Here is a 13,059-nt window from a genome sequence, read left to right as displayed (position 1 = left end):
ATCTCCAAAAGTATATATGTATAATTGGACAAAATATTATCCACAAAAATAGTACGATAATAAAAAACGGTTATCACTCGACATAAAAAAGCCCTAGAAACTCAATAATGCTGAGGCTTCAGGGCTTTTTTACTAATACAACTCCATAATCTGCATATAAGCTATAGATAACTATCATTAATAATACAAGATTAAAAAAATACTAAAATCTATAAAACGAAGACAAAAAAAAAGTACACCTAATCGAAAAATAATCTCTAACTTATATTTCACTCCACTTAAGCATCAAAAAACGACGAATCAATTATCCGTCGTTTTAGCGTTACGCTCATCATATAATGCTGTTTAAGTCTATTCTTGTTCGTATAACCAATAGAATGATAACTTATTACCATCTGGATCAGTGAAGTCAAAATATCGAAGGATACCTGATAGCTCTTCTATCACCTCGTTAGTTATTATCCCAAGTGTTTTTAAACGTTCAAATTCTACTTCTAGATTTTCTGCCTCTAAGCACAAAACGTTCTTAGAAGCATTGATTTTTTCTTCAAAAAGTTGAATCCAAACCGAACCAATTTGATATTCAATAACCCCTTCAACCGGTACTAGTTTTTCATCACTCATAAGCAGTTTTTCATACCAGCTTGCAGATTTCTCCAAATCACTTACTGGCAGCCCTATAGTGATACTCTTTGCATTTAAAGTCATAACTTTTTCCTCCTTTTCATTAGCCTACAATTATTTTAGCATTTCATATTTAAACAATATTGTTCTAGATTGTGTTCTTTAAACAGGAGGTTAAAGTTTTCCCAAATAGCTAATATTGGCAGGATTTATGGATTATTAAATAATTTAGCTCAAAAAAATAAATCCCCGTCAAGCATCATCTTGACAGGGATTTGTGGCAGGAAACCATATCATTTTTAATGAAAATCAAGCATTTCATAAGTTGAAAAACGTTGATTTATTGATATTCCTATTCTTATTATGTTAGCTTTTTACTCCCACTCAACCGTAGCTGGTGGTTTACTCGTAATATCATAAACAACACGATTCACGTGATCCACTTCATTCACAATCCGTACCGAAATTTTCTCCAGTACATCCCACGGAATACGTGCCCAATCGGCTGTCATACCATCAATACTCGTCACCGCACGAACAACCACAGTATGGTCATATGTTCTGCCATCACCCATAACACCAACGCTACGGATATTTGGAAGAGCAGTAAAGTATTGCCAGATTTCGCGTTCTAGACCTGCGTTTTTGATTTCTTCACGCAAGATGTAATCAGAATCGCGGACAATCTCTAATTTCTCTTCCGTAATTTCGCCAAGAACGCGGATTCCTAAGCCTGGGCCTGGGAATGGTTGGCGCCAAACGATTGCGTCAGGCATGCCAAGTTCTGTTCCTAGTGCGCGAACTTCATCTTTGAAAAGTGTATTTAATGGTTCGATTAGTTTAAATTGCATATCTTCTGGTAAGCCGCCTACATTGTGGTGAGACTTGATTGTTTGGGCAGTTGCTGTACCACTTTCGATGATGTCTGTGTAAAGTGTTCCTTGAGCTAGGAATTCTACGCCGTCTAGTTTGTTAGCTTCATCGTCGAATACGTAAATGAATTCGTTACCGATGATTTTACGTTTTTGCTCTGGGTCAGAAACGCCAGCAAGTTTGTCCATGAAGCGTTTTTTCGCATCTACTTTGATGATGTTCATGTTGAATTCGCCTTGTAATGTTGCCATTACTTGGTCAGCTTCCCCTTTGCGAAGAAGGCCATGGTCTACGAAAATACAAGTTAGTTGGTCGCCGATTGCTTTATGAATTAACACACCAACAACAGAGGAATCTACGCCGCCAGAAAGGGCAAGCAAGACTTTTTTGTCGCCTACGATTTCTTGGATTTTAGCAATTTCTACTTCACTAAAGTTCTCCATTGTCCAGTCGCCTTTACAGCCACAAACATTTAATGCAAAATTCTTCAGTAATTCGTTGCCGTAAACTGAGTGACGTACTTCTGGGTGGAATTGCACGCCGTAAAGTGAACGTTCTTCGTCCGCAATACCTGCAATTGGGCAAGATTTACTAGTAATTGTTACTTCAAAACCAGCAGGCTCCTCAACGACTAAATCGCCGTGACTCATCCAAACAACTTGATCGGTTGGTAGTCCAGCAAATAAACGGTTTGGCTTCTCAACGTGAATGTCCGCTTTCCCGTATTCGCGGTCTTTCGCACGTTCTACTTTGCCACCGAAGTGCGTTGTCATTAATTGCATGCCGTAACAAATTCCCAAAATCGGAATTCCCATGTCAAAGATTCTTTCGTCAGCGCGGAAGGCATCTTCGTCATACACACTGTTAGGTCCTCCTGAAAAAATAATCCCCGTTGGATTTAGTGCTTTCATTTCTTCAACTGTAATAGTATGCGGATGTAATTCACTATACACACCGAACTCACGAATGCGGCGCGTAATTAGTTGATTGTACTGACTACCAAAATCTAGAACGATAATTTTCTCTTGCTCGGTAAAGTCTTTCATAATTTTAAACAAAACCACCCTTATCTATAAAATGAAACCGCAAAATCGCGGTTACTTCACAATAATATAAGAAAAGGACAAATCACTTGTCCTTTTCATCTTCTTTCATTTTAACGTTTCCCCTCTAAAGTTGCAACACCTTATTTGGAATTTTTCGCATCCATTAAGGCTAGACCTTGCGTGAGAATCTTATCTCCACGCATCCGACCGAAATCGAGTGAATCAATATTAGCGCAAGGAATACTTAGTTCGCCTAATACTTCCTCCACTGTTTTGTACATATATTTCACTTGTGGTGCTACTAAAACCGCGTCAACCTGTTCTTTATAATCACGGAATTTCCCAGCTGTAATTGCGCCGACTGGTCCCATCACGACAACCAAATCCCGCTCGCTGTATTTTTCACGAAAACTATCTTTATATTTCACATCATCTGGAAATAGTAGAACAGCGTCCATTCCTTCTGACGTCGCGCTTTTCACGACATTTTGCGCCATTAAACTCGACGTCGCACCACCAGCACAAACAATCATCAACGTTTTCATTTCTCATCCCTCCAAAAAATGATTCCAGGAGAGCCCCAGAATCATTCTTGTTGTTAAAATTATATGCCTTTTCCACCGAGTATGTCTAATTCTTGTATTTGTTTTATTTCTTTTATCATCGGTTTTGCGCGTGCAATGGTTTCTTGTACAGCTGGGTTATCAAGTGATGCTGCATGATGCCCTTTGTCGACCCAAATTTCAGAAACAAACACCGTGTCTGGCTCGGTTTCAGATTCGCTGACAATATACTGAATACACGTGTTGTAATCATCCAATCCTTCAGCCGCTTCAAGCAAAATTTTCACTAAATTATCTTTTTCTCCTGGATGTGTATAAAATGCAGTTAATAAACCATAACCAACTTTCATTTAAACAGCCTCCTATTTCCAGAAATCGTCAAATATAGTAATTGCCATATGGCGTTTATGTTCGGTTTTAATAAACCAGTTCTCAATTTTTGCTGCAGCATCTGCTGGAACTTCCTTACCTTCCAAGTAATCGTCAATTTGGTCATAAGTCACACCAAGCGCGACCTCATCAGGAAGTGCCGGTTTATTATCTTCTAAATCTGCTGTCGGTTTTTTCAAATATAGATGTTCTGGGCAGCCAAGCTCTTTAAGAAGCGCCTTGCCTTGTCTTTTATTCAAGCGGAATAGTGGATTAATATCCGTTCCACCGTCGCCGTATTTCGTATAAAAGCCAGTAACTGCTTCTGCGGAGTGATCGGTTCCAACTACTACGCCTTTATGCATCGCTGCAATTGCGTATTGTACTTTCATCCGTTCGCGCGCTTTTTCGTTACCTTTAGCGAAATCAGATAGTTCCACTCCCGCTTCCGCAAGCGCCGCAACACTCGCATCCACTGAAGCTTTAATATTTACGGTTAAACGATTATCTGGTTCCATAAAGTTCAGTGCATCTTGACGGTCCGATTCATCTAGTTGCGTTCCGTATGGCAAGCTCACAGCGAAGAATTGGTACTCATCGTCACCCGTTTCTGCTCGCATTTCGCTTATCGCCATCTGTGCTAGTTTTCCTGTTAAAGTCGAATCTTGTCCCCCAGAAATCCCAAGAACAAAGCTTTTTAAGAACGTATTCTTTTTTAAATATGCTTTTAAAAACTCGACACTTTTTCGGATTTCTTCGTGTGCATCAATCGTTTCTGCCACTTGCATATCTGCTAAAATTCTTTCTCTGATTTCCATTATAATTCCTCCTAAAACGGCATATCTAGTTCAACTGGTGAATGAAGCTGGACACTTTTACGTACCTTTTCGATATTACGCATCTTATTTTTCCAACATTTTACACTTAAATCAACTGGGTATTGCTCCGGACGAACTGTTCGTTTGTACTCGTCCCAAAGTAGCGCCAAGTTCTCTTCTTTATATGCTTTAATTTCATCTAGTGAAGGCATATCATATACAAGTTCTCCGTTTTGGAAAATCGGTACAAGTAGCTCACGCGCGGTGAAGTTCTCGACTGTTTTCATAATATACGTATGAACTGGGTGGAACATCGTTAGTTTATCCACATTTTCGAGTGATTCGTCCGCTAAAGCAATATAATCGCCTTCCGCTTTCAAGCCATCTTCATTCGTAATAATCCGGTAAACTTTCTTTTTACCAGGAGTCGACACTTTTTCGGTGTTACTCGAAAGTTTAATCGAATCTTGTAAAATATCATTTTCATCAGCAATTGCCGCCATTTTGTAAACGGCACCTAATGCTGGTTGGTCGTAAGCGGTGATTAGTTTTGTGCCAACGCCCCAAGAATCGATTTTTGCTTTTTGCGCTTTTAACGATAAAATAGTATGTTCGTCTAAGTCACTCGAAGCAAAGATTTTTGCTTCTGTAAAACCAGCCTCATCTAACATTTGGCGTGCTTTTTTAGATAAGAAAGCCATATCCCCGCTATCTAAACGAATGCCGATAAAGTTAATTTTATCGCCCATTTCTTTCGCCACTTTAATCGCATTTGGTACGCCAGATTTTAGCGTATCGTATGTATCTACTAAGAAAATCGAATCAAAATGCGTTTTTGCGTAACTTCTAAATGCTTCTAGTTCGTCGCGATAAGCTTGAACCATCGCATGTGCCATCGTACCAGACACAGGAATACCGAAAATTTTTCCAGCGCGAACATTACTCGTCGAATCACAACCGCCGATGTAAGCCGCTCGTGTGCCCCAAATAGCCGCATCCATTTCTTGTGCACGTCTTGTACCGAATTCTGCAAACGTTTCGTCATCAATAACAGAACGGATTCGCGCCGCTTTTGTTGCAATCAGCGTTTGGAAATTCACAATATTAAGCAAAGCTGTTTCAATTAATTGTGCTTCCGCCAAGCTTGCTTCTACTTGAAGGATTGGCTCTGTTTTAAAAACAAATTCCCCTTCTTTCGCAGCAAGAATATTTCCTTTAAATTTAAAATTACGTAAATATTCTAGAAAAGGTCCTTCAAAACCAAGTTCGTCGTGTAAATAAGCAATATCCGTTTCTGTAAAACGTAAATTTTGCATATAATGAATAATTCGTTCTAGCCCCGCAAACACAACAAAACCCGAATCAAATGGCATATCTCGGAAAAACACTTCAAATACCGATCTACGCTCATGAAGTCCATCGTCAAAATACGCTTTCATCATATTTAGTTGATATAAGTCTGTATGCAGCGTTAGACTATCATCTTGAAATAAATTTGTCATTTCTTCTGCTCCTATCATAACTAGTTCTTTGCGTTATTATTTATACATAATAATAGCACAAAACAAGCCCACCACCTAATAATTGAACATTACTGGTCTGCCTGTTTTGTGCTACGACTATTTTAAATCATCTTTAATCTTAGAAGTAGAAATACCGTCTGTTCGTGGTAAATAAACGACTTCACAATAAGGTTTTAAGAAGTCAAACTCGCCTTCCCAATCATCACCCATCACAAAAATATCAATATCACGATTTTTAACATCTTCTAATTTTTGTTCCCAGTTACTTTCCGGAATCACTTCGTCGACATATCTAATCGCCTCTAAAATTAATTTGCGATGTTCAAAGTTATGGTATGCTTCTTTGTGTTTGATTCGATTAAATTCATCGGTTGAAATGGCTACAATAAGGTAATCACCTAAAGCTTTTGCTCGTTCTAATAAACGAATATGCCCCCAGTGAATCAAATCAAATGTGCCATATGTAATTACTTTCTTCATCAGCCCACCTACTTTCTTTAGTAGTATATCAAGAAAACAAAAATTTCTCTACTTGTTAGCAGTGCTACTTTTCTAGCTGTTCTTTCAAAAAGGAAACGAAGCGCTCACTAGAATGCCCGTCTGAATATTTATTCCATTTCGCCGCAAAAGCACGAACCATTTCTAAATCGAATGCTTCTTGCTCAATTAGTTGTATTAGTTCCTCTGTTGTATGAACGAATGGCCCCGGAATCGTTGCTAAAAAGCCATCCGACAAACCTCTAGCCTTATCATATTCCTCTAAATCATACGTGAAAAAGATCATTGGTTTTTCTAATAAAGCAAATTCAAATGGAATAGATGAATAATCAGTAATCAATATATCTACGGCTGGTAGTATCGTCTCGATTGGCGTTTCTTTATCCGCATAGACAACAAAATCATCCACTACTTCATCTAAATCATTACTAATAGATGGATGTAATTTTAAAATTAATTGGTACTCATTTCCGAGTGCTTGTTTCATCTTCGCGATATCTAAATGAAGCGTAGTACTATGAAGTTCCTCATCGCGGAACGTCGGCGCATATAATAATTTCTTTTTATTGGAAAGATGTAATTTGGTATTTGTCCTTTCGGCATTTTCTTTCAATTGTTGTTGGTTGAAGAAATTGTCCGTTCTCGGAATTCCTAGCTTCAACATATGCGAATCTTCTAGTAAAAACGACCTTTGGAAAATTGCTGCCATTTCATCCGATCCGACGAGCACTTTTGAAAAACATCTGTACACTTCTTGAAATCTTTTTTTATCGCGCGCGCTTCTTTTTTGCGCTGCTTTATCTTCCCAGCCGAATTTTTTCAATGCCCCATTCGCATGCCAAATTTGAATGCACGTCACATTTTTACGTTCTTTTAATCCAGCTAATTCCACGAAATAATTATCCGTAATGACAACTTTTGCCGTATTCAGATGGAACATTAACGAGATAAAGTGCTTGATTTTTTTTGGCTTTAATTGGATAAAATCAAAATTAAAACCGGTCACATCCACTCTTGGATCATAGAAAACAACCGTTTTTGGCGTAACTTTCATTTCGTTCATTTGCTTTATAATTGCAGTGGAATTTTCCGGAAAGCTAACTAACAGTACCACTTTTTGTTTAACTGGAAAAATCCTCGCCAAACAGCCAGTTATCTTAACAGCAAGCATATAAATATAAATTGCTACTTCTTTCAAAATTCCCACCACCTATTTTTCAGCAAAAACGATTTTCACTGTTTTCTCTGCTGCATGACCATCTTCCCAAGTACAAAACTGCTCCAAAAAGCTGTCTTCTATTTTAGGTGGATTTTCAAGCATTTTTTCAAGTTCACTCATTAATTCTTCATTCGTTTCCACAAGCGGACCAGGAGCATTTTTTTCAAAATCAAAGTAAAAGCCACGTAACGTATCACGATATTCCGCCAAATCATACGTATAAAAAAGCATAGGACGCTGTAAATTCGCATAATCAAAAAATACAGAGGAATAATCAGTAATCAACAAATCACTCACTAAGTATAAATCGCGTATATCTTCATGGTTTGAAGCATCGCGGACAAAATCACCATATTGCGTGAAATCAAAATGTTCCGCAACTAAATAATGCATGCGAACAAGTAAAACAATCTCATTCCCCAATTTTTCTTGCATTTTTGCGATATCGATTTTTAAATCAAATTTATATCTTCCAGCTTCATAAAAATCATTATCACGCCATGTTGGCGCATATAAAACAACTTTTTTCTCTTCTGGGATATTTAGCTCTTTTTTAATATTAGCTATTTTCAGCTCTTTATCGGTACTAAATAAAATATCATTCCGCGGATATCCCGACTCAATCATCTCTCCAGTAAAACCAAATGCCCGTCTAAAAATAGCACTAGAATAAGCATTAGGAGAAATTAAGTAGTCCCATTTCTGTGCTTCTTTTACAAAATCAGCTTTGTACTGTTCCGTTGTTTGCCCTGGAATGTGCACTTCATCAATATCCACGCCTAATTTTTTTAAGGGTGTTCCATGCCAAGTTTGCACATAGATTGTTTTTTTCGGTTTTGGTAGTTCTAAAGGAAGTCTACTATTAGAAATCCAATACTTAGCAAGCCCCATTTTAAATAACCAGCTAATAGAAAAACGTTTAACATAAGGAACTCCGTAAGCTTCAAAAACAGCCACGAATTTTGGATTAACACTCCATAATAATTCGTATTCCGGATTATGCTCCTCCATATATTCATAAATAGCCCGTGGATTACAGCTATATTGCTTACCTGAAAAGCTTTCAAATATCACTAAATCTTTTTTTCGCGGTAAAAATCCCACTAATCTAAACAACAAATAATACACTTTTTGTACTAACTTCATCAGGATACTCCCCCCTGTTTAAACTTTCGCTTTAACGCTCGATTTCGTTTTAATTTCCCTAAGATGCTACTTATGATATTTATGTCGGCGATAGGCGTATCCTTTTCCTCATCTTGATAAAAAAGACGCGCTTTCGTTTGATACGGTTTTAATTTAAATACAGCTTTTTCTACTGTGCCTTTTTCTCTGACAACGACATCCCAAATAGTTTGATTCTCTTTTCGTTTGACTAACCGAGCTGGCATTTCTTTAAAAGACGTGCGAGCAACCCATTTCACGTCATGAATATCCGCTTCTTCTAGAAGTAATTCAATCGCGACTGTTTTGCCGATACGATAATTTTCTTTTACTGTCACAAGTGGAATATCTTGTTTTTCAGCCGTTTCAAATTGCAGCGGCCATCCATTTTGCAAAATCGAGCACATCATTTCTTTTACTACGAGAGGTGTGTCTAATTCCATAATCGTACTTGCTCCGACTTCCTGCAAAATCTTTTGTAATTCTTGCACGAAAATCGCTTGCTCCGACTCGCTTAAAACTTCCCGGAAATAAGTATTTTCTTTATAAAAAAACAATTTTGCATGGTACGCAATTAGATACTTCACATAGGGAATCACTTTGCCATATATTTCTTTCGAGTCAGTTAAATAGGTTTGATATACTTTCTGCAAAAAAGGCGTGTATCGTTCTGGTTTTTTCCAAGACGAACTTACTAAAGAACCTTTTTGCTTTAGATCACGATAGTAATAATACCCCGCATCCGCAATCAAGCCATAGCTCCGATATTTCAGTAAGAACTGGGTAATTAATAACTGATCCTCCGCAAAATAAAGCGACTCATCAAAAGTAAATTCTTTCAAACAATCATAACGTAAAAAAGTACCGCCAATATAAAAATGAATTGCTTCCGGTTCTTTTTCAATATCAGCAACTCGATTTCCATTCGCAAAACGGTAATTTAATTTATGTGGTGAAATTTTTTTCTTACTTCCAAAATCATCTAAGTAATAAAAAGCTGGCACAAGCATAGAAACGTTAGACTCATTTAGAAATGTAACTATACTCGCTAACATATTCTCTGACATTATATCATCGGCGTCTAAAAAACCAACAAAATCAGTATCTTCACTTACATTATGTATTCCGATATTACGCGCTTTTGCCGGTCCACCATTTGGAACGGTCAACACGCGAATATTGTTAGGATATTTTGTAGCGTAACGATTTGCGATAGCGCCACTTCCATCCGTGCTTCCATCATTAATAAGCAGTACTTCCACATGCTTCAAAAAGCTGTAAGACTGCTTAATTATACTATCTATGGATAGTGCTAACCTTTTTTCGGCATTGTAAAAAGGCATTATAATAGCAAATTTCATTCTTTTTCCCTCTCCATATAAAAGCTGGGAAGTTAAGGATTTAGCAAATGACCATCGAATACTTACATTCGATTTTCTTGCTTCCTAAAATACTTTAGCAAACAAATTCATTAGCATACAGCCTAAACTCCCCAATGTTTTATTATATCTTCCACTCCATAACGCTCTTGCCCCATGGACTGCGTAAATCAGCTTCAAACGCTTCGATTACATCTTGAATGGAATGAACTGTATGAACTTCCCCAACAAGATTTTGCAGATATTCTACCCCACGTTTATTGGTTGATAAGAACTCCACTGTTTTCTCAAAATCAACACGACCGCTACGACTACTTCCATAAACGGTTAGTCCTTTTTCAAGTACCATACGTGAATTAAATTCAATCGGATACTCCGAAACACCAAGTAAGGAAATGGTTCCTTCTGGTTTAATGACATCAATAATTTGACTCACCGCATACTGACTACCCATTCCTCCAGCACATTCGAATGCTTGATCAATAACTAAATCAGCCGGAACATCATCAATTGCATAAGCACCATCCACAAAAGAAAAGAAGTCTAATTTATATGGTGTTTTCCCAAAAATGTAAACTTTGCTATCAGGGTACCAATTTTTTAGTAGTAAAGAAGTGATAAAACCTAAGTTCCCATCACCCCACACACCGAAAGATTCCCGGTTAGCATTACTTTTACCTTCAAAGCGTAAAATAGCGTGAACTGCCACGGAAATCAGTTCTGAGAAAGCAGCTACTTTCATGTTAATATCATCCGGCAGTGCCACCACACGATCACGACGCATGAACACATAATCCTGCATTAAACCATCATAACCACTAGAACGGAATTTACTCGAACGTAAATAGTTCTCAGCAATGACTGGATCATTCTCAAATGGTGTATTTGGAACCATGACAACTTTTGTACCTGGTTTAAATTCTTTCGTTGCATCATAAACAACTTCCCCAACACCTTCATGAATAAGCGCCATTGGAAGTTTTTTAGATAACATTTCTTTCCCTCTAGAACCTGTATAGTAACGTTGATCTGCCGCACAAATAGATAAATGAGTCGGTCGAACAACAACCACATCACCTGTTAATGATTCGTCCACATTGGCAACTTCAAACTGTCTCTCTGACACAAGTCTGTATACTTGATTAATCATTGGCTATCCGCTCCTGAATAATCGCATTCGCTACTTTCAAATCATAAGGCGTCGTAATCTTAATGTTGAAAATTTCACCTTTAACTAATTTCACATCATCGCCAGCAAGCAAACAAATTTTACATGCATCTGTTAGAATTTGTTTTTTCTCTGGTGTTAGATTTTGGTAGTGATTGAATACTTTTTTCATATTGAAGCTTTGCGGTGTTTGTCCTTGATACATGTGATCTCTGACCGGAATATCTGTAATCACCTCATGATTGCTTGATTCAACGATTGTATCAAGTGCTTCAATAACAGTATCTACTGCTCCTGTTTCAAGTGCAGCATCTATATTTTCTTCAATAATACGATGTGTTAAAAATGGACGAACAGCATCATGCGTCACGATAATATCATCATCTGTTAAGCCATATGTTTTTTCCACAAAACGAATACCATTCATAATTGTTTCATTGCGGTCTTCTCCGCCTTCAATGACTACAATACGATCATCAGAAATATACTTTTTAATATTATCCTCAGCGTGGTTCATCCATTCTTTTGGTGAGGAAATAAGAATTTTATCAAATCGAGTATTTAGAATAAATTTTTCAACGGTATGAACAATAATTGGTTTACCATTTAGAGGTAGAAATTGTTTTGGCATGCTAACGTTACCCATCCGCGTACCTTTTCCTCCAGCTAAAATTTGAGCGTATATCATCCTCTAATCTCCTTTAACTGTTTTTTATATTGACATGTTACATTATAACATAAAACTTGTATAACAAACTAGCTTCTATCTGCGCTAAGAAGTATTTTAATTAAACACCTTGTAAAAACGCATCATTTTATAACCTAAACCATTAAAAACTTGTAAACCCAAAGCCCCCTATGTATAATTAAGTGGGACTATATGAATATAGATTAGAAGGAGATTATTAAATATGAGAGTAAAAAAAGCTGTAATTCCAGCTGCTGGTCTAGGCACGCGCTTTTTACCAGCAACAAAAGCAATGCCTAAAGAAATCTTACCAATTGTGGATAAACCAACTATTCAATACATAGTAGAAGAAGCAGTAGCATCTGGCATAGAAGATATTTTAATTGTAACCGGTAAAGGTAAACGTGCTATCGAAGACCATTTTGATTCCGTTCCTGAACTTGAAAACAATCTACGGGAAAAAAATAAACTTGAATTACTACATTTAGTAGAACAAACTACTAACATTAATTTGCACTTTATTCGTCAAGCGAAACCAAAAGGACTTGGTGATGCCATCCTTCAAGCAAAAGGCTTTGTGGGTAATGAACCATTTATCGTTATGTTAGGTGATGATATTGTTGAATCCAAAATCCCTTGTTCCAAACAATTAATGAATCAATATGAAAAGACGCATAGTTCCGTCATTGGAGTCCAAACTGTCCCTCACGAAGAGACATATCGTTATGGTATTATTGATCCAATTAATGAATATGATAAGAATTTATATAATGTGAAAGGTTTTGTGGAAAAACCAGATCCTGCTAATGCACCGTCTGATTTAGCTATCCTTGGCCGTTACTTATTAACACCACAAATTTTCGACTTCTTAGAAACGCAAAAACCAGGTGCAGGAGGCGAAATTCAACTAACCGATGCAATCAATAGTCTAAATGAAGTACAACGTGTATTTGCTTATGACTTTGAAGGACAGCGTTTTGATGTTGGCGATAAATTCGGCTTTATCCAAACAACAATGCAATTCGCTTTGAAGCATCCTGAAATCAAAGATGATGTGAAAGATCTGATTAACGACTTATATAACCAAATTCATAAAAAAGATAAAAAATAAAAAAAGAGATGACAAA

The 13,059-nt window shown here is 37.2% G+C and carries 13 protein-coding genes; 1 reads left to right on the top strand and 12 read right to left on the bottom strand.

The window, feature by feature from the left end; all coding sequences use genetic code 11:
* Positions 1-351 precede the first annotated feature (351 nt).
* From GL301_RS05610 to GL301_RS05555, 12 genes are all read right to left on the bottom strand, one after another.
* Positions 352-708: a VOC family protein gene (locus GL301_RS05610; RefSeq protein ID WP_003724648.1), complete on the bottom strand. Its 357-nt coding sequence runs from the start codon at positions 706-708 to the stop codon at positions 352-354.
* Between the two features lie 290 nt (positions 709-998).
* On the bottom strand, positions 999-2,555 hold the full coding sequence (gene guaA, locus GL301_RS05605) for a glutamine-hydrolyzing GMP synthase (RefSeq protein WP_012681222.1): 1,557 nt from the start codon (positions 2,553-2,555) through the stop codon (positions 999-1,001).
* A 128-nt stretch (positions 2,556-2,683) separates the two neighbouring features.
* Positions 2,684-3,088 (bottom strand): PTS sugar transporter subunit IIB, encoded by a 405-nt coding sequence (locus GL301_RS05600; RefSeq protein WP_003724635.1) that lies wholly within the window; start codon positions 3,086-3,088, stop codon positions 2,684-2,686.
* A 59-nt stretch (positions 3,089-3,147) separates the two neighbouring features.
* Positions 3,148-3,456 carry a putative quinol monooxygenase gene (locus GL301_RS05595; protein ID WP_003724634.1) on the bottom strand — a complete coding sequence of 103 codons (309 nt, stop codon included), beginning with the start codon at positions 3,454-3,456 and terminating at the stop codon, positions 3,148-3,150.
* A 12-nt stretch (positions 3,457-3,468) separates the two neighbouring features.
* Complete coding sequence (gene nadE, locus GL301_RS05590; RefSeq protein ID WP_003727000.1) at positions 3,469-4,293, bottom strand: ammonia-dependent NAD(+) synthetase; 825 nt, start codon at positions 4,291-4,293, stop codon at positions 3,469-3,471.
* Positions 4,294-4,304: 11 nt separating this feature from the next.
* Positions 4,305-5,795 (bottom strand): nicotinate phosphoribosyltransferase, encoded by a 1,491-nt coding sequence (locus tag GL301_RS05585; protein ID WP_003724632.1) that lies wholly within the window; start codon positions 5,793-5,795, stop codon positions 4,305-4,307.
* A gap of 117 nt (positions 5,796-5,912) precedes the next feature.
* Positions 5,913-6,296 (bottom strand): glycerol-3-phosphate cytidylyltransferase, encoded by a 384-nt coding sequence (tagD, locus tag GL301_RS05580; RefSeq protein ID WP_003724631.1) that lies wholly within the window; start codon positions 6,294-6,296, stop codon positions 5,913-5,915.
* A 64-nt stretch (positions 6,297-6,360) separates the two neighbouring features.
* The gene (locus GL301_RS05575; protein ID WP_003734750.1) at positions 6,361-7,512 is read right to left on the bottom strand and encodes a CDP-glycerol glycerophosphotransferase family protein; all 1,152 of its coding nucleotides are present in this window, start codon (positions 7,510-7,512) and stop codon (positions 6,361-6,363) included.
* Between the two features lie 12 nt (positions 7,513-7,524).
* Entirely contained in the window at positions 7,525-8,679 is a 1,155-nt protein-coding gene (locus GL301_RS05570; protein WP_003724629.1) for a CDP-glycerol glycerophosphotransferase family protein, read from the bottom strand.
* Positions 8,679-10,058: a glycosyltransferase family 2 protein gene (locus GL301_RS05565; protein ID WP_003724628.1), complete on the bottom strand. Its 1,380-nt coding sequence runs from the start codon at positions 10,056-10,058 to the stop codon at positions 8,679-8,681. The genes GL301_RS05570 and GL301_RS05565 overlap by 1 nt, the downstream gene beginning before the upstream one ends.
* A 142-nt stretch (positions 10,059-10,200) precedes the next feature.
* Positions 10,201-11,226, bottom strand: a complete 1,026-nt coding sequence (locus tag GL301_RS05560) for a ribitol-5-phosphate dehydrogenase (protein WP_003734749.1) — start codon at positions 11,224-11,226, stop codon at positions 10,201-10,203.
* Complete coding sequence (locus GL301_RS05555; protein ID WP_003724626.1) at positions 11,219-11,932, bottom strand: IspD/TarI family cytidylyltransferase; 714 nt, start codon at positions 11,930-11,932, stop codon at positions 11,219-11,221. The genes GL301_RS05560 and GL301_RS05555 overlap by 8 nt, the downstream gene beginning before the upstream one ends.
* Before the next feature lie 223 nt (positions 11,933-12,155).
* On the opposite strand from GL301_RS05555, the gene galU reads away from it, so the two are divergent.
* Positions 12,156-13,043, top strand: a complete 888-nt coding sequence (gene galU, locus GL301_RS05550) for a UTP--glucose-1-phosphate uridylyltransferase GalU (RefSeq protein ID WP_003724625.1) — start codon at positions 12,156-12,158, stop codon at positions 13,041-13,043.
* Positions 13,044-13,059: the final 16 nt, after the last annotated feature.

It is taken from the genome of Listeria sp. LM90SB2 (assembly GCF_028867355.1).
In the GTDB taxonomy this organism is placed as follows: domain Bacteria; phylum Bacillota; class Bacilli; order Lactobacillales; family Listeriaceae; genus Listeria; species Listeria monocytogenes_B.
Note: the sequence above shows the minus strand (reverse complement) of the source record. Positions and strands in the feature narration are given on the sequence as shown.